Here is a 22,123-nt window from a genome sequence, read left to right as displayed (position 1 = left end):
TCAGCGATGGCGTCACCGGTGACAAGGTTCCCGAGGCGCAAATGGCCGAAATCCTCGGCACCACCATTGCGGCGCTGCGCTCAAAGCGCGCCAGGAACCAGATACCTCTTGGCGTCTGGAATAAGCATGGCAGCAGGATCATCTACAGCATCAGGAGATATTACGAATGGCTCGAAAGTCAGTGGGTCTGCCCGCAGGAATGGACCTCCACCACGGATCGATCCGCATCCGATTTATGTGGAACGGCAGCCGGCGCAGTGAAACGCTCCCCTATCCCGCGACACAGAAAGGAATCAAATCAGCCTCACAGGTTGTTGATCAGGTAAAGGGGCTGATCAAGCTGGGGTTGCTCGACGACGACAAGTACGCCGAGCTATTCCCCAGCTCCAGCAACGTCGCAGGCGGGAAGATCAACTTCGGCGAGTACGCTCAGCTCTGGCTGGATAGCCGTGAGGTAGTGGCCGGCACGAAGGGGAACTACAAGGGAGCGCTAAACAGGTACTGGATGCCTGGGCTGGCTCTGGTGCGGATCGACCTGATCACCACCACGCTGCTCCGCCGGGTTATGGCTTCCAGGGAGTGGAAGTCGCCAGGGGTGAAGCGCAACGCGATCTCGAAGCTGTCGACAATACTGAACTCCGCTGTGTCTGAGGAGTTGATCCCAAAGAATCCGGCGGCGATCCTGGAGCTGCCCAAGCGTAGTAAGAAGGAAATCGACCCCTTCACCCTGGACGAGGCAAACCAGATCATCGCCAAAATGTACGAGCACAGTCACTGGCCCAGTACGATCTATGCGGCATTTTTTGAGTTTGTTTTTTTTACGGGGATGCGCCTATCCGAAGCCCTGGCGATGCGCTGGGATGCGGTTGACGAAGAGAAGAGGACGGCCCACGTGTGTCGCGGGATCGCCTTAGGGGAAGTGGTGGAGCGTACGAAAACCGGCGGAGATCGATTCGTTTTGTTGAACGACCGGGCCATGCACGCCCTGCAATTTGCCAGGGCGTATGCGGAGCGTCGGAAAAAAGGCAAAGGGAAAGTGCTGGAAACGCCCTTCATTTTCCCGCCATCAAAGAACTCGGAGTACGTGAAACAGACATCTGACCTGCACAAGCAGTGGATTCCGACGCTGAAGGCTCTGAATATCCGTCGTCGGCCGCCATACAACTGTCGTCACACCTATGCGACAATATGCATTATGTCTGGCATGAACCCCGCCTTCATCTCCCAGCAGCTCGGCCATAGTGTGCAGATGCTGCTCTCGACTTATGCGCGTTGGATCAACTCAAGCTCGGACTGGAGCGAAATGGAAAAGCTCCAGATTGGTCCCAAATTGGTCCCAGCTCAAATAAGCGCACCCTAAGCTATTGATAGGTAAAGTAATTGATCTCCACAGCTAACATCACCATGCAGTTCGGCGCCAAGCCGCTCTTCGAGAACGTCTCGGTCAAGTTCGGCGCCGGCAACCGTTATGGTTTGATCGGTGCCAACGGTTGCGGCAAGTCGACCTTCATGAAAATCCTCGGCGGCGACCTCGATCCGTCCGGCGGCCAGGTCATGCTGGAGCCGAACGTACGCCTGGGTAAACTGCGCCAGGACCAGTTCGCCTACGAAGAATTCACCGTACTCGACACCGTGATCATGGGCCACGAGGAACTGTGGAAGGTCAAGGCCGAGCGCGACCGCATCTACTCGCTGCCGGAAATGAGCGAAGACGACGGCATGGCCGTGGCCGAGCTGGAAACCGAATTCGCCGAGATGGACGGCTACACCGCCGAATCCCGTGCCGGTGAACTGCTGTTGGGCCTGGGTATCCCTCTGGAACAACACTTCGGCCCGATGAGCGAAGTCTCCCCAGGCTGGAAACTGCGCGTATTGCTGGCCCAGGCGCTGTTTTCCGACCCAGAAGTGCTGTTGCTCGACGAACCGACCAACCACTTGGACATCAACACCATCCGCTGGCTGGAAAACATCCTGACCCAGCGTTCCAGCCTGATGATCATCATCTCTCACGACCGTCACTTCCTGAACAGCGTGTGCACCCACATGGCTGACCTGGACTACGGCGAGCTGCGCCTGTTCCCGGGCAACTACGACGAGTACATGACCGTGGCGACCCAGTCCCGCGAGCAACTGCTGTCGGACAACGCCAAGAAGAAAGCGCAGATCTCCGAGCTGCAATCGTTCGTCAGCCGCTTCTCGGCCAACGCCTCGAAAGCCAAGCAGGCCACTTCGCGCGCCAAGGCCATCGACAAGATCCAGCTGGCCGAGGTCAAGCCTTCGAGCCGCGTCAGCCCGTTCATCCGTTTCGATCAGAACAAAAAGCTGCACCGCCAGGCGGTGATGGTCGAAAAAATGGCCAAAGGTTTCGACGGCAAGCCACTGTTCAAAGACTTCAGCTTCCAGGTTGAAGCGGGCGAGCGTGTTGCGATCATCGGCCCGAACGGCATCGGCAAGACCACCCTGCTGCGCACCCTGGTCAACGAACTGACGCCGGATGCCGGCAGCATCAAGTGGACCGACGCCGCAGAACTGGGTTACTACGCTCAGGATCACGCTTCTGACTTCGAAGACGACATGAGCCTGTTCGACTGGATGGGCCAGTGGACTCAGGGCGAACAAATGATTCGCGGTACTTTGGGCCGCATGCTGTTCTCCAACGACGAGATCCTCAAGTCGGTCAAAGTCATCTCCGGTGGTGAGCAAGGTCGCATGCTGTTCGGCAAGCTGATCCTGCAAAAGCCGAACGTGCTGATCATGGACGAACCGACCAACCACTTGGACATGGAATCCATCGAAGCGCTGAACCTGGCGCTGGAAAACTACCCGGGCACGCTGATTTTCGTCAGCCATGACCGGGAGTTCGTATCGTCCCTGGCCACCCGCATCATCGAGCTGAGCCCGAGCGGCGTGATTGACTTCAGCGGCACCTATGATGACTACCTGCGCAGCCAAGGCGTGGTGTTCTAAGTCACTCAAAACGCCAGTGTGACGAGCGGGCTTGCCTCGCGTTGGGCTGCGAAGCGGCCCTGAAACCCAACACCGCGATCTGCCAGGCAGAACGCGGTGTTTTTTTATGCGGACTGCCGCGCAGGGCAAGCCTGCTCGCCACAACACGCGCAGTGCCCACGTAGGCCTGCCCCTCAAACAAACTAGTTAGCCTGCTTCCTTTTCCCCCATGCCCTTGCCATCATGCTCTCACCGCCCGCGAACGAGTGACCATGCCTGCCGCCGCCCCCACGTCCCTGTCGATCACCCTGCAGATCGTCTCCATCGTTTTCTACACCTTCATCGCCTTTATCTGCATCGGGCTGCCGATCGCGGTCATCCCCGGCTATGTGCATGAGCAACTGGGTTTCAGCGCGGTGGTGGCCGGGCTGACCATCGGTTCGCAATACCTGGCCACCCTGCTCAGCCGCCCCATGGCCGGACGAATGTCGGACAACGTCGGCACCAAACGCGCGATTGTGCTGGGCCTGTCGGGCATCCTGGCCAGCGGCGTGCTGACGTTCTTCGCGACGTTGGTCGAGAGCCTGCCCGGCTTGAGCCTGGGCATTCTGATCGTCGCCCGCTTGCTGCTCGGCGTCGCCCAGGGCCTGATCGGTGTGGGCACCATCAGTTGGTGCATGGGCGCGGTCGGCGTCGAACACACAGCGCGCTCGATTTCCTGGAATGGCATCGCGTCCTACGGCGCCATCGCGATTGGCGCGCCGCTGGGCGTCGTCATGGTCGCGGACTACGGCTATACCAGCCTCGGGATTGCCTTGTCAGTGTTGGCGGCAGTGGGCCTGGTGCTGATCCGTAACAAACCGTCGGTGCCGGTGGTGCGTGGCGAGCGGCTGCCATTCTGGGCGGTGTTCGGCCGCATTGCTCCGTTTGGCGCCAGCCTTTGCCTGGCCTCGATCGGCTACGGCACGCTGACCACCTTTATCACCCTGTACTACCTCAATCGCGGCTGGGCCGGCGCGGCGTACTGCCTCACGGTGTTTGGCGTGTGCTTTATCCTCTCGCGGCTGGTGTTTATCTCGGCCATCGGCCGCTTTGGTGGGTTCACGGCGGCGATTGCCTGCATGACCATCGAGACGATGGGCCTGACGCTGCTGTGGTTGGCACCCTCCACAGGGGTCGCCCTGATCGGTGCCGGCCTGACCGGTTTCGGCTTGTCATTGGTGTACCCGGCGCTGGGCGTGGAAGCCATCAAACAGGTGCCCAACAGCAGCCGTGGCGCCGGGTTGAGTGCCTATGCGGTGTTTTTTGATCTGGCCCTGGCGATCGCCGGGCCGTTGATGGGCGCCGTGGCGCTGAACCTCGGCTATGGGTGGATCTTCTTTTTCGCGGCGCTACTGTCCGTTACAGCGCTGGGCCTGACCGTACTGCTCAAGCGCCGTGCTTACTGATCGGCGGTCTGCAGACCGGCGCGAGTCGATTGGCCGAGGGTGTGGACGAAGAAGCGCCCGGCCTCTGAAATAAGGTCGCGGTGGATGCCTTCGCGGTCTACGCCGTCGGCATCCGTACAGATGGCCGGCATTGTCGCCAACTGATCGCTGTCACACGGCGCCATGAACACGAAGTGCCCTGCCCCGGCCAACAGTTTGAAATCCGGCGGTTCCGGCAGTTTGCGCGCCAGTGCGGCGGCGTTTTTGTCCACCGCCACCAGCTTGTCGCCATCGCCACTGTAGAGCAGCACCGGCACATGCACGTCGGCCAGGGTATGGCGGCCAAACATCAGGCTCAACGGTGCCATCAGCATCAAGGCGTGAATACGCGGGTCGGCCTGCGGCTGCAAGTCGTCGCGGTCGATGACCAACTCGCCTTTGGTCGTGCAGGCGTCACGGTCTTCCGGGCGTTCATGGCAATAACGACGCAGACGGTCAAAATCCGGCTTGGCCCCCGCGAGGATCAAGGCCGTTTCGCCACCGGCGGAATAACCGATAACCCCCACCTGTTCAACGTTGACGAACGGCGACAGCATCGGGTCGCCGAGGGTGGCCGTGATCGCTGCGGAAATCTGGATCGGCCGCCCATACAGGTTGCTCACGGTACCCAGTCGGCTGTGGTCCTTATAGTTGTCGCCGGGGTGCAAAACCGCCACCACTACAAAGCCTTTGCGCGCCAGCGAGGTCGCCAGGTCATGCAGCGCCAGCGGTGTGCCTACGTTGCCGTGGGACAACATCAGCATGGGGAAGCGGCCAATGGCGATCTTGGCGTCTTCAGTGGCTGCGACGTGATAAGGCCCCAACTGCGTGCTGTGGTCATCGTCGGTAGAGGGATAGAACGCGATGGCATTCATCGGCTGCTGATCCAGCGGGTCGAGAAAGGTCATGCGGTGCAGCCCCACACTCCAATGCGGGTGCGGCGCTGGCGCGGCGTGCACTGAAATCAGGCCACCGAGCAGGGAAAGAACCAAAACAGCACAAAGACGCATCATGTGGATGTCCACCTTTGCTGCGCGACCACACCTGACACCCGCCGCATATCGATTTGAAAAGTCCATGGTTCAAGGCACTCACACCGGGTGATAAACCCATGCGTGCATAACCTGGGCCAAAGTAATGACAACGGGTAAACGAAAAAACTCCGTACTCCGATCGCTGTGGGCGATCAGAGTACAGAGTTTAGGCGCCTGAGCTCGGATTGGAACCGAGCGAAGGCAGAATTTACACAAGCCTTACGCGGCGGCGAACAATTGTTCGTTGATGACTGCGTTAGCGTCGCTCAGCGCTTTGCTGCGCACTTCCTCACCGTAGGCCAGGCCTTGGGCGCGGACAAACTCGATGTCAGTGATGCCGAGGAAGCCAAACACCAACTTCAAGTAGTCTTCGTGGCCGACATTGCTCGCCTGGCCGGCGTGCAGGCCGCCCGCAGTGGACACAATGATGAGTTTTTTGCCAGCGCACAGGCCTTCGGGGCCGGCTTCGGTGTAACGGAACGTCTGGCCGGCGACCGCGATGCGGTCGATCCAGGCCTTGAGCTGCGAAGGCACCGAGAAGTTGTACATCGGCGCGCCAATCACCACGGCGTCGGCAGCGATGAATTCAGCCAGCGACGAAGCGCTCAGTTCGGCTTCGTGCTTTTGTACCGCATCACGCAACTCGGCAGCGGTGCCCAGCGCGCCGAGGGTCACGCCGGAAAAGTGGCTGATGCCTTCGCTTGCCAGGTCGCGGTAAGTCACTTCCACACCCGGTTCAGCCGCTTGCCAGGCCTTGACCACACCAGCGCTGAGCTGACGGGAAGCCGAGTTGTCGCCGAGGATGCTGGAATCGATATGCAACAGTTTCATGTGGGATCTCCGAGTGAGGATCGCGACGAGGCGACCGAGTGAGGTTGATGCTACACATGAACCGAATGTTCGATTAGAGGGCTGAAACGCGATTGTTTGTCCTGTCAGCAGGACAATCCAACTTCAGCCAACACCCAGCCCCACAGCGTTGTTGCGCAAACCTCTGCGACGCTGGATTTAACGCGCACTTCACTTCATTCTCGCCGCAGAGTCGACAGCCACCAGGCACGCTATGCACACACACTCCCCCACCCTGACCAAAGGGCTGAGCCTGCTTCTCGCCATCTGCTGCGGGTTTTCGGTGGCCACGATTTACTACAACCAGGCCATGCTGCCGCTGATTGCCAACACCTTCGAGGTGTCCACCGCGCATGTCGGGCAGATCGCCATGCTCACGCAAATCGGTTACGCCTGCGGCCTGCTGCTGTTTGTGCCACTGGGCGACCGGATCAGCCGGCGCACCTTGATCCTGGCCGTGCTGTGCATCAACTTCATCAGCCTGTTGGCCTCGGCCACAGCGCCGTCTTATAGCTGGCTGCTGATCGCGAGCTTGCTGTTGGGGCTGTCGGGCATCAGCGCGCAAGTGATCATTCCCGCCGCCTCGGACCTGAGCGCGCCCGAGCAGAAAGGCGCGGTGTTGGGCCTGATGGTCAGCGGTCTGTCTGCGGGTGGTTTGCTGGCCAGGACCGTCAGCGGTGTGGTCAGCGGCTGGCTGGGCTGGCGCGGCATGTTCGCGATGGCGGCGGCGTTGGATGTGGTGCTGTTCCTGGCGATCCTGACGCGCATGCCCGTGTCGATGTCCACCAGCAAACTTGCGTACGGCGCGCTGCTCAAATCGCTGTGGGGTCTGGCCAGGCAACACCCGACCCTGCGCCAATCGGCGCTCAAGGGCGCGCTGGTATTTGGCGCCTTGAATGTGTTTTGGGGCTCTATGGCCGCGCTGCTGGCGTTGCCGCCGTATGGATTTTCCAGCGCGCAGGCCGGGCTGCTGGGCCTGTCAGCCATCGTCGGCATTCTCTGCGCCTCGACCATCGGCCAACATACCCGCAGCCATGGCCGTCTGCTGGAGCGCGTCGGCATCACCATCGTGCTCGTGGCGTTTATCCTGATTTACACCTTGGGTCCCCAAGGTTGGTGGTGGCCGATCCTGATCGCGGCGACCTTTCTTGACCTGGGGAACCGCACCAACCAACTGGCCAACCAGACCCGCGTATTGGCGCTGGAGCCGTCAGCCACCAGCCGCCTCAACACGGTATTCATGGTGGTCTATTTTATCGGCGGCGCCTTGGGCTCCGCGGCCGGTGCGCTCGCCTCGCAGCTCTACGGCTGGCAGGGCCAGGCACTCACCGGTGCGGCGTTTGCCGGGCTCGCCCTGTTGCTCACGGTGTTCAGGCCACGTACATAACCCTGTGGCGACGGCCCTCGTGTGGCCGGCTTGCCGCCGCTGTCACAGCCAGCGTCCACAAGGCGCTGGCTTTTTTGTAGTGGATTTGCCCTCGTCAGACGCGGATAGTTCGTCCCACTGACAGGACAACGGGTTGACCATGCAAGACCTCAATGACCTCTACTATTTTGCCAAAGTCGTCGAAGCCGGCGGCTTTGCGGCGGCCGGGCGGCTGCTCGGGATTCCCAAGTCACGGTTGTCGCGATGCATTGCCGAGCTGGAAGAACGCCTCGGTGCACGCCTGTTGCAGCGCACCACCCGCCAATTGACCCTTACCGCCGTCGGTGAGCGCTACCTGCGCCATTGCCAGGCCATGTTGCTCGAAGCGGAAATGGCCGACGAAGCCGTGGCCAGCATGTCCAGCGAACCGCGCGGGCGCTTGCGGGTCAGTTGCCCGGTGGGCATGGCCCAGCACATGCTGCCGGACATGGTCGCCGGCTTTCTGGCTGCGCACCCGCTTGTGCAACTGGAAATGACCCTGGTCAACCGCCGTGTCGACCTGGTGGCCGAGGGCATCGACGTGGCCCTGCGCGTGCGCGAACTGGGCGATGAAGACCCACTGCTGGTGACCAAGCGCTTGCGCCAGGCCCAGACGATCCTCGTCGCCAGCCCTGAGTTCATGCAGGGGCGGCAAATCGACAGCCTCGACGACCTCAAGCAACTGCCGGTGCTCGGTGCCCTGGAAGCCGACCGCCTGGTGCACCTGCGCCTGATCGACCCGCAAGGCAACACCGAAGACCTGGCATTGGAAGCCCGCCTGGGTATCGACGATTTCATCGTGCGCAAAGCCTGCGCCATGAAGGGCCTGGGCTTTACCGTGCTGCCGATGATGTATTGCGAAGAGGAATTGGCCAGCGGCCAGTTGGTGCAGCTGTTGCCGCAGTGGTCGTCACCCGGCGGCTGGCTGCAGGCGGTCTACCCGCACCGGCGTGGCGTCCTGCCGGCCATCCGTGCCTGGATCGACTACCTGGAAGAAGCCTTCAAGGGTTGCGGAGACCGCTTGCTATGAAAATGACCGAAGAACAAGTCGCCACCTTCTGCCTGAGCCTGCCCGGCGCGCGCGAAGACTACAAATGGGGCGGCGTGCGGGTGTTTTCCATCGCCGGCAACAAGATGTTTGCCGTGCAGAACCTGCGCGGCGATTCGTTGGCGTTCAAGGTCGACAAAGACCTGTTCCTGGGCCATGTGGACCGCCCCGGCATCCACCCGGCGCCCTACCTGGCGCGGGCGCAGTGGATCATCATGAACACGCCCTACCCGCTCAACGCCGAGGAACTGCGTGGCCTGTTGCAACGCTCACACCAGTTAGTCGTCAGCAAGCTGCCCAAGCGCACCCAGGTGGGACTCAAGCTTGCGTGACACCTCAACGCGTGAACGGCAGCGCGCGCTCAATGGCCGCTGCTGCTGCCAACGCGACAGGCTCGTGCCAAGGTCGCGCGACAATCTGCACGCCAACCGGCAAACCCGCGCTATCCGTTCCGGCCCGGACCACCACACAAGGCCAACCCGCCAAGCTATAAGGCAGCGTGTGACTGAACAGCCCTGGCCGCGTCTCTCCCAGTTGGGTCGCCGGCGCGGCATCGACAGGGCACAGGATAATGTCGTAGTCGGCCATGAACCCCAGCATGGCTGTACGGAACTGATCCCAATCTGAAAACAGCTGGATCGACTGCGCGCCGGAGCCTTGACTCATTGCCCAATAGCGTTCGGTAATGTCACGGGCATTGCTCAACGCCGAGGGGAAGGCCGGGCGGATCAAGGCGCCCTCAGCGTCCAATAGATCGGCGACCGCCTGCAATGTGGTGTGCGTGAGCGCGTCAACGGGCTCAATGCCACCATCGCTGTACCAGGCGACTCGCAACCCCTTCAGCGTTTGAGTTTGCATACCGCGCAGCGGCATCGGAATCACCCCGGCATCGACCCCATCCTCACCGGCAATGACCTGTAGCGCCAAGGCCAGGTCTTCGACATGCCGGGCCATCGGGCCGATCTGACTGCGATAGTCACTCAACCCGCCCAGGTGATCGAAAACACCGGTGTTAGGCACGCGGCCGCTGGTGGGTTTTAACGTGCAGACACCACAAAAATGCGCGGGGACGCGCAAGCTGCCACCGGAGTCGCTGCCCAGCCCCAACGGTGAAAGCCCAGCGGCAATCGCCGCCGCTTCGCCACCGCTGCTGCCGCCGGGGCTATAGGCAAGCGCGTGCGGGTTGCGCGTGGCGCCGTAGACCGGATTGTCGGTGACGCCGCCACCGCCACCTGGCGGGCAGTTGCTTTTGCCAAGCAAAATGGCGCCGGCTGCTTTCATGCGCGTCACGACGGTGGCGTCCTGTTCCGGCCGGTAATGAGCCCGCTCCGGCAAACCCACCGCCGACACGACGCCACGCGTGTCGAAAACATCTTTGACCGTAAAAGGAACGCCGTGTAACGCGCCCCAGTATTCACCGTTGGCGACTGCACGATCGGCCGCCCATGCGCCCGCCAGCGCCGCCTCGGCACACACTTGAACCAAGGCATTAATCGACGGGTTGAGCGCCTCGATACGTGCGAGGTAGGCGCAGACAATGGCGGTAGATGAGAGCTTGCGCTGTTGAATCAACGCGCCAAGCTCGGTAGCCGAATGGCGTAGCAATGAATCGGATAAAGACATCCGTGTGCCCCCTATGCGCTCGGTGCTTTGAGCAAAAAGCCGGTGTTTCGCTGATGCATATCGTCGATTGCGTGAGGCGCTTGGCGCAGGCTGGCAGAGTACATCCCAAGCGCCTCCCCCCTACAACAGCGCCAGCAGCGTGCCGCCCAGGAACAGTTGATCGAGCCAGAACACCTCATGCAGCAACACGATCACCCAGAACAGCACCTGGTAAGACACTTTGCGCGTCTTGTGGCGAAACACTTGTTGGGCAATCAGCGCCCCTGGCCATCCGCCCGCGAGCTCCACGGCGTGCAGGATATTTTCGCGAACGCGCGGGCCCTCCGATTGCGCCTTGCGCTTGTCACCCCAGTACAGAAAAAACGCCACCACACTGACGACGCCGTAGGCCGCCAGCGGAATCACCGACTCACCGCGGTACCACACCAGCGTCGCGCCGATCAGCGGCGCGGCGCACAACACCACAAAGAGCAACGCCTTCAGGCGCGGGTACTGAATGGTCATGGCTTGACCGCCGTCCAGTCGATCCAGCCAAACTGCCAGGTCGCCAGGATCACCAGGCCGAACGCGATTCGATACCAGGCAAAGGCTGCATAGCTGTGGTTGGCAATGAACTTGAGCAAGGCCTTGACCGCAATCATCGCGAAGATGAACGACGTGACAAAACCAATCGCAAACACCGGCACATCATCGGGCTGGAACAGATGACGGTACTTGTAGCCCGAGTACACCGCCGCACCGACCATGGTTGGCATGGCCAGGAAGAACGAAAATTCGGTCGCGGTTTTGCGTGACAGGCCGAACAACAGGCCGCCAATGATGGTGGCGCCGGAACGCGAGGTCCCCGGAATCATCGCCAGGCATTGAGCAACACCGACTTTGAGTGCGTCTTTCCAGGTGATTTCGTCCACCGTTTCAGCGTGCACCGCATGTTGGCGGCGCTCGGCCCACAACATGATCACGCCACCCACCACCAGGGCGGTGGCCACGGTGATCGGGTTGAACAGGTAATGCTTGATCAGGTCGGCAAAAATCACCCCCAGCACCACCGCCGGCAGCACTGCGATGATCAGGTTGACAGTGAAGCGCTGGGCATTGCGTTGGGTCGGCAAGCCGATCACCACGTCGAGGATCTTGCGTCGAAACTCCCACACCACCGCCAGGATCGCGCCCAACTGAATGATGATGTTGAACGCTTCAAAGCGTTCGCCGCCGAAGCCAATCAAGTCGGCGACGATGATCTGGTGCCCGGTGCTGGAAATCGGCAGGAACTCCGTCAGCCCCTCCACAACGCCAAGAATCAATGCCTGTATGGCGGTCCAAAAGTCCATGTTTCCCCCAAAGGTCATGCGCGACGGCATGCCTTGTCTGTCTTTTTAATAGTTCACTGACGACGAGCACACTTAAAGCCCGGTGTGGATTTTCAACATCGGGCCGCAAAAATTTCGTGAAAAATCAGGGAGTACTCAGGTTTTTCGATTACAGGCCGAAAGCCTATCAGACAAGCCGTAAATGTCGATGCAGCGCCCACTATTATAAAAAGCACGGAGTGACAGGACGATGAACAGTTTGCGCAGCATGTCGATCAGCCGCCGTCTTTGGCTGATCCTGATAGTCGCCGTGTTGATGCTGCTGACCCTTGGGTTGTTGATGCTCAAGCAGATCCATGGTGACCTCTACCAAGCCAAAAGCCAGCAGACACAACACGTGGTGCAAACCGCCAGCGGCGTGTTGGCTTATTACCAGAACCTCGAGAAAACCGGCGTAATGACCCGCGAGGCGGCGCAAAAACAGGCCCTCAGCGCGGTACGCGGCCTGCGCTACGACCACGACGATTATTTCTGGATCAACGACCTGACGCCCGTGATGATCATGCACGCGGCCAACCCCAAGCTGGATGGCCAAAACCTCTCGGCGATCCGCGACCCGGACGGTTTTGCCATATTCAACGAATTCGTGAGCCTGGCCAAAGCCAAGGGCGCCGGCATCGTTAACTACCGCTGGCCGAAACCGGGCGCCGAAGCGCCGGTGGAAAAGACCTCCTATATCCAGCTGTTCGAACCCTGGGGCTGGATTATCGGCTCCGGTGTGTACGTGGATGATGTACAGGCCGAATTCAAAGTCCAGGTGTGGAAAACCTCGCTGATCGGCCTGGTCATTGCACTGATCATGACGGCGCTGGTCACGTTGATCGCCCGCAGCATCGTGCGGCCGTTGCAGGCGGCGGTGGACGCAATGGCCAACATCGCCAGTGGTGAAAGCGACCTGACCCGCAGCCTCGACACCCATGGGCGTGATGAAGTCACCCAGCTGTCGCAGCACTTCAACAGCTTTACGGCCAAGTTGCGCCAGGTGGTCAGCCACTTGCAGGTGTGCGCCAACGCCTTGGGCCAGTCCTCCACGGAGCTGGGCACCAACGCCCAGCAGGCCCATGACCGCAGCCAGCAACAGTCGCAGCAGATGGAGCTGGTGGCGACGGCAATCAACGAAGTGACCTATGGCGTGCAGGACGTGGCCAAAAACGCCGAGCACGCCGCCAGCGAAATGCGCGATGCCCAGGCCCAGGCGCAGCAGGGGCAGGTGAACATCGACAGCAGCATGCAGCAGATCGACCAGCTCTCCGGCACCATCAGCCAGGCCGTCGAGGTGATCCGCACGCTGTCCAGTGAAAGCACACAGATCGGCGGCGTGCTCGAAGTGATTCGCTCCATCGCCGACCAGACCAATCTGTTGGCCCTCAACGCCGCCATCGAAGCCGCACGCGCCGGTGAGCAAGGCCGTGGGTTTGCCGTGGTGGCCGACGAAGTGCGGCTGTTGGCCCAGCGTACGCAAAAATCCACCGCAGAGATCCAGGCGATGATCGAGCGCCTGCAAGGTCATTCGGAGGCGGCCGTCAAGGTGATCAGCGACAGCCATAGCGCCTCGCAACTCACCATCGAGCAAGCCGGCCAGGCCGGTGCCAGCCTTAACGCCATCGGCCAGGCGTTGCATAACCTCAATGGCTTGAATGCCTCGATTGCCAGCGCAACCTTGCAACAGGCGCATGTGGTGGAAGACATCAACCAGAACGTCACCCAGGCCGCCGGCTTGTCGCACAGCACAGCGCTGGCGGCGGAGCAATCCAGCGTGGCGAGCGCACATCTGCGCGAATTGAGTGAACAGCTCAATGGGCTGCTGCGCCAGTTCAAGGTCTAGCACCGTTCAGCCTGTGGGAGGCGGCTTGCGCCCTCCCACATTGGTCCTTCGGCATTTTGAAGTTACAATCGCCGCCCTCTCCCACGTCCCCAAGGAACCGCCATGTCCGGGCTTGAACTGTTCGCCGCCGCCCTGGGGGTGATCGCTGTCTGGTTGACGGTCAAACAGAACCCGTGGTGCTGGCCGATCGGCCTGGTGATGGTGCTGCTTTACACCTGGGTGTTCTTCGACGTGAAACTCTATTCCGACATGCTGCTGCAGGTGGTCTACGCCGTCCTGCAACTTTACGGCTGGTGGCAATGGACCCGCGCTGGTGAGGTCAAGCAAGGGCGCCAGGTCAGCAGCCTCGATTGGCCTTCGATCATGATCAGCCTGGCCGTTGGCGCAGTCTTCAGTCTGCTGCTCGGCGCCGCCATGGCGCACTGGACCGATGCCGCCCAACCTTGGCTCGACGCCGCCCTCACCGGCTTCAGCCTGGTGGCGCAACTGTGGATGGCGCAAAAACGCGTGCAATGCTGGCCGCTGTGGATTGCTGTGGATGTGATCTTCGTGGGGCTGTTCCTCTATAAAGGCCTGTACCTGACAGCCGCGCTTTACGCGCTGTTCACCGTGATTGCCGTGCAAGGCTGGCGTGAATGGCGCGCCGACCCGGCGTTGCACGCATGAAAGTCGTGGTACTGGCCGGCCCGGAATCCAGCGGCAAAAGCTGGCTGGCGGCGGAACTGCAGGCACACTTCGGCGGGCTGATGGTCGGTGAATACGTGCGGTATTTCATCGACCACTATCAGCGTGACACCACCCTGGCGGATATTCCTGCGATTGCCCATGGCCAACTGGCCTGGGAGGACGCCGCGCGCGCCCAGCAACCCCGGCTGCTGATCCTCGACACGCACCTGCTGACCAACACGCTGTGGAGCCAGACCCTGTTCGGCGACTGCCCGGCATGGCTCGACAGCGAATTGCTGGCGCGGCAATACGACCTGCACCTTCTGCTGTCGCCCGAGGATGTGGAATGGACCGCCGACGGCCAGCGTTGTCAGCCGGAACTGGCGGACCGCCGGGCGTTTTTCCAGGGCAGCCTGGACTGGCTGCAACAGCACCGCCAGCCGGTGGTCGTGATTCGTGGGGATTGGCAGGCGCGCCGCGACAAAGCCTTCGCCGCTGTCGAACAGCTGCTGCAGAAGCAAGCGGGCTCGCTCCTGCAGTAATTGACGGCGTTTAGTAGCCCAAGGACAGGCCGGTGTTGCGACGCGGGTCGTTAGCCCCGTAGAAACGGTTGTTGCCGACCGGCTTGCCGCCCAGTGACGGCGCGCCCACCAGGATCGCGGCCAAGTGGTTGGCGTCCTGTGGACCGGCAAACTTGTGGCCCCAGCTTTCCAGGATCTTCTGGGTGTCCGGGCTGACGGCGAAGGCCTCAAGGTTGGTGGTCTCAGGCATCCACTGCTGGTGGAAACGCGGGGCGTCGACGGCCTCCTGGATGTTCATCTTGTAGTCGATGACATTCAGGATAGTCAGCAAGGTCGCCGTGATAATCCGGCTGCCGCCTGGCGTTCCCACCACCATCACCGCCTTGCCGTCTTTGGTGACGATGGTCGGGCTCATCGACGACAACGGCGCCTTGCCCGGAGCGATGGCGTTGGCCTCACCCTGGACCAGGCCGTACATGTTCGGCACGCCGACCTTGACGGTGAAGTCATCCATTTCATCATTGAGGATCACCCCGGTCTTGCTCGCCATGACGCCGGCACCGAACCAGTCGTTCAGGGTGTAGGTCACCGAAACGGCGTTGCCCCACTTGTCGACGATGGAGTAATGCGTGGTGTTGTTGCCTTCGTGGGGCGACACACCCGGCTTGATCGCCTGGGAATCACCGGCTTTCTGCGGCTCGATGGCGGCGCGCAGCTTGGCGGCGTAGTCCTTGTCCAGCAAATGCGCGACCGGGTTCTTCACGAAGTCCGGGTCGCCCAGGTAGCTGTTACGGTCCACGTAGGCGTGGCGCATCGCTTCGATCTGGTAGTGCAGGCCTTGCGCCGAGTGATAGCCGAGGTCGGCCATCGGGTAGCCTTCAAGGATGTTCATGATCTGGCAGATCACCACACCCCCCGAGCTTGGCGGCGGTGCCGAGACCACGTGGTAACCGCGGTAATCGCATTCGATGGGCGCCAGTTCACGGGTCTTGTACGTGTCGAGGTCAGCCTGGGTGATGATGCCTTTGCCGGCCTGGCTGGAGTCCACCAGCGCTTTGGCGACCCAGCCTTTATAGAAACCGTCGGTGCCCTTGGCGGAGATTTCCTTGAGGGTCTTGGCCAGGTCTTTCTGCACCAGCTTCTGGCCGACCTGCATCGGCTGGCCGTTATGCAGGAAGATTGCACGCAGGTCCTGGTCTTTTTCGAACTCGCCGGTGGCAGTGTGCAGCAGGTCGATATCGCCCTGCTCCAGTTCAAAACCGTTTTCCGCCAGCTTGATCGCCGGCGCAATCACCTGGGCGCGCTTGAGGGTGCCGTATTGGCTCAGGGCGGTTTCCATGCCGGACACCGTGCCAGGTACGCCGACCGCCAAATGGCCCTTGGCACTCAGGCCGTCGATGACCTTGCCGTCTTTGTCCAGGTACATGTCGGCCGTCGCCGCCAGCGGGGCTTTTTCGCGGAAGTCGAGGAACGTCTTGCGCCCATCCGCCAATTGCACGGTCATGAACCCGCCGCCGCCCAGGTTGCCCGCTGCCGGGTATACCACGGCCAGGGCATAGCCCACGGCCACGGCCGCATCGACCGCGTTGCCGCCGGCCTTGAGCACATCGACGCCCACATGAGTTGCCAGATGCTGGGCCGTGACCACCATGCCATTTTCACCGGCCACCGGGGCCTGGGAAGCGGCCTGCACACCGCTGACCGTCAACACCAGTGCAGTGGCAATCAGGGTACGGCTGAAGGGTTGGTATTTCATCCATGGCTACTCTAGTTATTAAGACGCACCAAAATAGCCCGACTGGATTCCAATCCCCAGCGCAATGGCGTTTTTATTACAGAACTTGTCGGTCACAGAACGGCCGCAAAAATGCCCATGCTATATTTCGCGCCTTGACTGTCGGTAAGGCGCTTTTTAATGGTGATCAAGAAGACCGGTATTCGCGCCCAACAGGCCGACCAGACCCGTGCGCGCATCCTGCAGGCAGCGGTCCAGGTGTTCACCCGCGACGGTTATTCCGGTGGGCGCGTGGACACTATCTCCAAAGCGGCCGACTCCAACGACCGCATGCTTTATTACTATTTCGGCAGCAAGGAACACCTGTTCATCTGCGTGCTGGAGCACATCTACGAGCAGTTCAATAAAGCCGAAAGCAAACTCAAGCTGGACTTGAATACGCCGGAACAGGCGCTGCGCGACTTGGTGGCGTTTATCTGGAATTACTACGTCAAACACCCCGAATTCGTGGCAATCCTGAGCATCGAAAACCTCCACCACGGCAAACATGCCCAGCAATCCGGCGAAATGCGCCGGCTGTCAGGAGAAGCCGTCGGCGTGCTGCGGCCGATCATAGAAGCCGGCCAGGCCAAGGGCGTATTCCGTCAGGACATCGACCTCAAACACGTGTACTTGATGATCGCTTCGCTGTGCTACTTCTATAACTCCAACCGCCACACCTTAAGCTCCTTCCTCGGTGAAGACCTGTCGGCTAAAGGGCAGCAGCAGGATTGGCTGGGGTTTATCAGCGATTTGGTCGTGCGCGGGGTCACGCCGACCTCGCTGTAGAAATTGGCTCAAACAGTGGGTGCTGGCTTGCCGATAGCCATAGGTCGCTACACATCTTTGCTTACGCGTTGAGTGCTCTGGTTGTCGAGCGGTGCTGGCAGCTGAACACGGTCAACATTGTGGGAGCGGGCTTGCTCGCGAATGCGCTGGGTCAGTTACAAATAAGCCGACTGACCCACCGCTTTCGCGAGCAAGCCCGCTCCCACATTTGGAACTCATTTAATCCGGTAAAAGTGCTGTTGCTGTGCTGTTGCCATGCTTCTGCTTCAACCACTCAGGCCGGCTGTCAGGCCGCCGTGCTCTGCTTTTGACTTTGATCTGCTGTTGATATTGATCTGACAGGCCCCGTTAACCACGCTGGCCGAACGTAGGCTTGAATCCGTGGGTAACCCGGCAGGACGCCGGGTTAGCCGCACTGGGCCAAGGATGGCCCATTGCGGCGGCCCACGGATTCAAGCCTGCGTGAGGGCATGCCGAGCCTAAGCGAGGCACCGAGTGGTGGGGCAAAGACCTTTTGGTTACTTTTGGGGCGTTTGCCAAAAGTGACCCGCTGTAAGAGCGGAACCATAGGTGGCCGTGACCGCAGCAACGGATATGTACTCAATCCACCTCCCCCCTCACAGGCTCAAAGCAACCGACCGTCATCCACCTTGAAACATCAGTGAGTACCAGGATTGGCCCGCAAGTGCGCAACCGTCTGTTCCAGCCCTTCCCAGCCCGGCGCATTCGGCGCAAATTGCCCACGCAGGTAAGCCACCAGATCCGCCACTTGGGCAGTGGACAAACTGTCCTTGAAGCCCGGCATATACCCTAAATCCTTGGTCGCCGGCGCGCTGATGCCTTGCAGAATCACCTTGATCAAATTATCCGGCTGGTCACTGTGCACATTGGTATTGCTCGCCAAAGACGGACTCACACCGAACAACTTCGGCCCCACGCCATCAGCATGGCACGCCTTGCACGCCCCTTCGAACACCCGACGACCATTCGGATTCGGCACAGCCGCCGCTGCCACACCCTGCACTTGCGCCACCGCTTCGCCGTTGAGCGAAGCCAAATACACCGCCATCGCGCGGATATCCGCCTTGGGCAACTTCGACAGCTCACTCACCACCGGCCCCATCGGCCCCGCCGCCACGCCATGGGCGTCGGAATAACCGGTGCTGAGGTAGCTGAACAACTGCTCTTCAGTCCACGGCGTCGGGGCTTTCGATAAACCGGTCAATGCCGGCGCCTCCCACCCATCGACACGGCCACCGGCGAGGAACGCCTTACCGCCCTTCTCCGCGCCCAACAGGTTACGCGGCGAATGGCACGCCGCGCAGTGCCCCAGGCCATTGACCAGATAATTGCCGCGGTTCCACTGCTCACCGCGTTCAGGCTGCGGGGTCATTTCTGCGCGCCTTAAATTCAGCGCATTCCAACCGGCCATCAACGGGCGGATATTGAACGGAAATTTCAGCGCATTCGGCGTCGGCGCCTGGCTAACCGGCGCCTGCGACATGAGGTAGGCATACAGCGCCTGCATGTCCGCCTCGTTGATATTGCGAAACGCCGTATAGGGAAACGCCGGATACAAATTGCGCCCATCGCGGCCAATGCCGTCGCGCATCGCCCGCTCGAATGCCGGGTAGGACCAGGCGCCGATCCCGGTCTTCACGTCGGGGGTGATATTGCTGCTGTACAACGTGCCGAAGGGCGTCTGCATCGCCAGCCCGCCGGCGTTGGTCGCCCCGCCCGGCGCCGTATGGCAGACCGCGCAATCACCCACCGCCGCCAGCAAACGCCCGCGCTCCAGGGTGGCCTTGGACCAGGTGCCGGCACTGGGCGGTGCTATCGGCGCGATTTCAGGGTGAAACGGCCAGGCTGTGGCCAGCACCGCGCCCAAGGTTGCGAACACTGCGCCGAACCACCATTTTTTGCGGGTTACCGGCGACTTGGCAGGTTCGCCCAGCGTCCCGGCGTTCAGCGCGGCCAAGACCCGCTCGGGCGTGATGGGCAGCTCGCGAAAACGAATGCCGGTGGCGTCATAAATTGCATTGGCAATTGCCGCCGCGCTCGGCACCGACGCCGATTCACCGGCGCCCATCGGCGGCTGGTCCTGACGCGGCATCATCAGCACATCGATCTGCGGCACTTCGGGGAACGTCAGGATCGGGTAACCGCCCCACTCCTTGCTTGCCACGGTCGACTCTTCAAAGGTCACGCGCTCTTTGAGCACCCGGCTGGTAGACTGGATCACATTGCCGTGAATCTGATGCTGCACGCCCGCCGGGTTGATCATCATCCCTGAGTCATGGCCGATCACCACGCGCGTTACCGACACGTCGCCGGTCTGCTTATCGATGGCCACATCCGCCACCCAGGCCGCCCAGGCTGCGCCAAAACCGGGGAACTTGCTGTGGATGTAACGCGCGTAGGCAAAGCCCCGGCCGCGCAGCAGGTGGTCTTCATTGGCGGTTTGCATCGGCGCGGTGCGCGGTGACCAACGGGCGCGTTCAGCCGTGGACTTCACCAAGTCGATGGCGCGCTGATCCTTGAGGTAGCGCAGGCGGTATTCCACCGGGTCGACACCGGCGGCAAACGCCAGTTCGTCGATATAGGATTCGTGGGCAAAGGTATTGGGCAAGGCCGACACGCCGCGCATCCACGACGCGCGCACGATGGGCGCCATGTCGTTGATGGTCACGCGCATATGCTCGATGTCATACGGCGGGATCGAGGTGCGGTCGCCCATCTCGAACATCGCCGCCACCGGCTCGACGCGGCCGGTGAGCAACAGCGCCAGGGTTGGCGCGCCGTTGGAGGGGTAGCTGGTTTCGAAATCATAGGCGGCAATGCTGCCGTCGGCGTTGAGGCCGCCGTCCACATCCATCAACTGCGCCGTGCCCTTGGGCTCCCACAGGTGTTCCTGTTCGCGGGTCAGTTGCACGCGCACCGGCTTGCCCACCGCGCGGGATAACAGCAAGGCATCGGCGCACACATCATCGGCACAATTGCGCCCGTAGCAACCGGCGGCTTCCATGCGGATGACGTCGATCAGGCTTTCGTCGCACTCAAGCAACCAGGCCAGATCCGCCCGTAACAGGTGGGGGTTCTGGCTGCCGGACCACACTCGACTGCCCGTTGCCTGGTAATCAGCCACGCCACACGATGGGCCAATCGAGCCATGTATCTGGTACGGCCACAGGTAACTGCGCGGCATGCGCTGGCTGGCGCCGGCCAGGGCGGCATCAACATGGCCCTGGTCAAGCACCGTGCGCCGCACCCGTGGGTTGTCGCGGATGGCCTGCTCGACATCACTCATGTCCGGCAAGGCGTTGTTCCAGGGTTTCCAGTGCACCTGTAACGCTTGGGCGGCCTTGATCGCCTGCTCTTCACGCAACGCGACCACGCCGACAAAATCCCGAATCACCACCACCGCGACGATCCCGGGGATATCCGCGATAGACGCCTCGTCCACGCTCAGCAGGCTGTTCCCGACAAAGTCCCCGCAATCCAACCCGGCATACGGCGGGCGAACCACCCGGCCATGGAGCATGCCCGGCACGCGCAGGTCGTGCACGTAGGTCAGTTCACCGGTGGCCTTGCCGGGGATATCCACGCGCGCAGCGCCCTGGCCCACCAGACGGTAATCCTCGACAGCCTTCAACGGTGCATCACCGCTGATGCGCAACTGGTCGTGCTGGCCGCTGACCAGTTCACCGTAGGTGGTGCTGCGCCCGTCGTCTGCGCGGATAACCCCGGCTTCAACCTTGAGGCTGCCCGTACTCACTCCCCAACGGCCCGCCGCCCGCGCCAGCAAAAAACGTCGCGCTTCGGCCGCCGCGTTACGCAAGGGAATCGCGGAAATCTGCACAGTCGCACTGGCAATGGTCGCGCCCTGGTTCGGCGCGCGCTCGGTATCCCCCAGCACCATCTTGACCTGGTCCAGGCTCAGGTCCAGCTCTTCGGCGACGATCTGCGCGAGTGAGGTGCGAATGCCGGTGCCCAGATCCACATGGCCATTGAACGCATAGACCACGCCGTCATCGTTGACGGCAATAAACAGCCCCAGCTCCTTGGGCTTAACTGTGGGCGTGCCGCCCTTGGCCACCGGGCCCGAAGGCGGCAGCACATCATCGACGACCAGCAACACGCCGGCCTTGGCCAGCCACTGGTCACGGGAAAGTGGGGTGTCGGTCATGGTCGGCCATCCACGGTCAAGAGGTGAGCGGCACGCAGCACTGCGCGCAGGATTTCGATATGGGTGCCACAGCGGCAGAGGTTGCCCGAGAGTTCATTGCGCACCTCGGTTTCACTGGGGTTGGGGTTACGGTCGAGCAAGGCCTTGGCGGTCATGATCATGCCGTTGAGGCAGTAGCCGCATTGCGCGGCCTGTTCATCGATAAACGCCTGTTGCACCGGGTGCGGCGCCTGGCGGGTGCCCAGGCCTTCGAGGGTGACGATCGCTCGCCCTGCCGCACCCGACAAAGGGAACACACAAGAACGCGCCGCCACGCCATCGATGATCACGGTGCAGGCGCCGCACTCACCCAGGCCGCAGCCGTATTTGGCGCCATTGAGCGCCAGGTCATTGCGCAACACCAGCAACAGCGGCGTATCCGCCATGGCGCTGACTTCTCGGGTATCGCCGTTGACCTCAAGCGCTACCGTGATGAGTGGGCTGATCATTCGCTTCGCCTGTATCAGTTGGTGAAGTGCCTACTACACGAAACAGTCAAAAAAAAGCGTCGCCGGCCTGGGGCCTTGCGACACACTTGATGCGTGAAGTGACTACTACATGAACCGAGAGCAAAAACGATGC

At 61.4% G+C, this 22,123-nt stretch carries 18 protein-coding genes; 10 read left to right on the top strand and 8 right to left on the bottom strand.

From position 1 onward, the window contains the following. The first annotated feature begins 166 nt into the window (after window positions 1-166). The 3 genes from JFT85_RS00575 (at window position 167) to JFT85_RS00565 (ending at window position 4,394) form a co-directional block, all read left to right on the top strand. Window positions 167-1,360, top strand: a complete 1,194-nt coding sequence (locus JFT85_RS00575) for a tyrosine-type recombinase/integrase (RefSeq protein ID WP_201228745.1) — start codon at window positions 167-169, stop codon at window positions 1,358-1,360. A gap of 20 nt (window positions 1,361-1,380) precedes the next feature. Then, complete coding sequence (locus JFT85_RS00570; protein WP_073637695.1) at window positions 1,381-2,967, top strand: ABC-F family ATPase; 1,587 nt, start codon at window positions 1,381-1,383, stop codon at window positions 2,965-2,967. 251 nt (window positions 2,968-3,218) lie between these two features. Further along, window positions 3,219-4,394, top strand: a complete 1,176-nt coding sequence (locus tag JFT85_RS00565; protein ID WP_053256225.1) for an MFS transporter — start codon at window positions 3,219-3,221, stop codon at window positions 4,392-4,394. On the opposite strand, the gene JFT85_RS00560 is transcribed toward JFT85_RS00565, so the two are convergent. Together JFT85_RS00560 and JFT85_RS00555 are read right to left on the bottom strand one after the other, a co-directional pair. Beyond that, entirely contained in the window at window positions 4,388-5,425 is a 1,038-nt protein-coding gene (locus JFT85_RS00560; protein ID WP_053256226.1) for an alpha/beta hydrolase family protein, read from the bottom strand. The two genes, JFT85_RS00565 and JFT85_RS00560, sit on opposite strands and share 7 nt — an antisense overlap. Window positions 5,426-5,665: 240 nt before the next feature. After that, window positions 5,666-6,277, bottom strand: a complete 612-nt coding sequence (locus JFT85_RS00555) for an FMN-dependent NADH-azoreductase (protein WP_053256227.1) — start codon at window positions 6,275-6,277, stop codon at window positions 5,666-5,668. A gap of 232 nt (window positions 6,278-6,509) precedes the next feature. On the opposite strand from JFT85_RS00555, the gene JFT85_RS00550 reads away from it, so the two are divergent. From JFT85_RS00550 to JFT85_RS00540, 3 genes are all read left to right on the top strand, one after another. After that, entirely contained in the window at window positions 6,510-7,682 is a 1,173-nt protein-coding gene (locus JFT85_RS00550; protein ID WP_201228743.1) for an MFS transporter, read from the top strand. Window positions 7,683-7,821: 139 nt separating this feature from the next. Beyond that, window positions 7,822-8,730, top strand: a complete 909-nt coding sequence (locus tag JFT85_RS00545; RefSeq protein ID WP_201228741.1) for a LysR substrate-binding domain-containing protein — start codon at window positions 7,822-7,824, stop codon at window positions 8,728-8,730. After that, window positions 8,727-9,080 carry an MmcQ/YjbR family DNA-binding protein gene (locus JFT85_RS00540; RefSeq protein ID WP_053256229.1) on the top strand — a complete coding sequence of 118 codons (354 nt, stop codon included), beginning with the start codon at window positions 8,727-8,729 and terminating at the stop codon, window positions 9,078-9,080. Before JFT85_RS00545 ends, JFT85_RS00540 begins: the two co-directional genes overlap by 4 nt. Before the next feature lie 4 nt (window positions 9,081-9,084). On the opposite strand, the gene JFT85_RS00535 is transcribed toward JFT85_RS00540, so the two are convergent. The 3 genes from JFT85_RS00535 to JFT85_RS00525 all read right to left on the bottom strand — a co-directional run bounded on the left by JFT85_RS00535 (window position 9,085) and on the right by JFT85_RS00525 (window position 11,702). Continuing rightward, a complete protein-coding gene (locus JFT85_RS00535) occupies window positions 9,085-10,371 on the bottom strand; it encodes an amidase (protein ID WP_201228739.1) in 1,287 nt (428 codons plus the stop codon). 120 nt (window positions 10,372-10,491) lie between these two features. Further along, the gene (locus JFT85_RS00530; RefSeq protein ID WP_053256231.1) at window positions 10,492-10,875 is read right to left on the bottom strand and encodes a DUF1294 domain-containing protein; all 384 of its coding nucleotides are present in this window, start codon (window positions 10,873-10,875) and stop codon (window positions 10,492-10,494) included. Next, a complete protein-coding gene (locus JFT85_RS00525; RefSeq protein ID WP_053256232.1) occupies window positions 10,872-11,702 on the bottom strand; it encodes an undecaprenyl-diphosphate phosphatase in 831 nt (276 codons plus the stop codon). The genes JFT85_RS00530 and JFT85_RS00525 overlap by 4 nt, the downstream gene beginning before the upstream one ends. Before the next feature lie 229 nt (window positions 11,703-11,931). On the opposite strand from JFT85_RS00525, the gene JFT85_RS00520 reads away from it, so the two are divergent. The 3 genes from JFT85_RS00520 to JFT85_RS00510 all read left to right on the top strand — a co-directional run bounded on the left by JFT85_RS00520 (window position 11,932) and on the right by JFT85_RS00510 (window position 14,774). Beyond that, on the top strand, window positions 11,932-13,566 hold the full coding sequence (locus tag JFT85_RS00520; protein WP_053256233.1) for a methyl-accepting chemotaxis protein: 1,635 nt from the start codon (window positions 11,932-11,934) through the stop codon (window positions 13,564-13,566). A gap of 102 nt (window positions 13,567-13,668) precedes the next feature. Continuing rightward, window positions 13,669-14,232, top strand: a complete 564-nt coding sequence (gene pnuC / locus JFT85_RS00515; protein ID WP_053256234.1) for a nicotinamide riboside transporter PnuC — start codon at window positions 13,669-13,671, stop codon at window positions 14,230-14,232. Continuing rightward, window positions 14,229-14,774, top strand: coding sequence for an AAA family ATPase (locus JFT85_RS00510; RefSeq protein WP_169875506.1), 546 nt, complete (start codon window positions 14,229-14,231; stop codon window positions 14,772-14,774). Before pnuC ends, JFT85_RS00510 begins: the two co-directional genes overlap by 4 nt. 10 nt (window positions 14,775-14,784) lie before the next feature. Here JFT85_RS00510 and ggt read toward each other — a convergent pair whose 3' ends face one another. Then, complete coding sequence (gene ggt / locus JFT85_RS00505; protein ID WP_053256236.1) at window positions 14,785-16,509, bottom strand: gamma-glutamyltransferase; 1,725 nt, start codon at window positions 16,507-16,509, stop codon at window positions 14,785-14,787. Between the two features lie 159 nt (window positions 16,510-16,668). Between ggt and JFT85_RS00500 the strand changes: the two genes are divergently transcribed. Beyond that, on the top strand, window positions 16,669-17,316 hold the full coding sequence (locus JFT85_RS00500) for a TetR family transcriptional regulator (protein ID WP_053256237.1): 648 nt from the start codon (window positions 16,669-16,671) through the stop codon (window positions 17,314-17,316). Window positions 17,317-17,974: 658 nt separating this feature from the next. Here JFT85_RS00500 and JFT85_RS00495 read toward each other — a convergent pair. Together JFT85_RS00495 and JFT85_RS00490 are read right to left on the bottom strand one after the other, a co-directional pair. Then, a complete protein-coding gene (locus JFT85_RS00495) occupies window positions 17,975-21,502 on the bottom strand; it encodes a molybdopterin cofactor-binding domain-containing protein (protein WP_201228737.1) in 3,528 nt (1,175 codons plus the stop codon). After that, on the bottom strand, window positions 21,499-21,990 hold the full coding sequence (locus JFT85_RS00490) for a (2Fe-2S)-binding protein (protein ID WP_053256239.1): 492 nt from the start codon (window positions 21,988-21,990) through the stop codon (window positions 21,499-21,501). Before JFT85_RS00490 ends, JFT85_RS00495 begins: the two co-directional genes overlap by 4 nt. Between the last annotated feature and the right edge of the window lie 133 nt (window positions 21,991-22,123).

The organism is Pseudomonas sp. TH04, from assembly GCF_016651355.1.
Classification (GTDB): Bacteria; Pseudomonadota; Gammaproteobacteria; order Pseudomonadales; family Pseudomonadaceae; genus Aquipseudomonas; species Aquipseudomonas fluorescens.
This window is presented reverse-complemented; position numbering and strand designations above follow the sequence as displayed.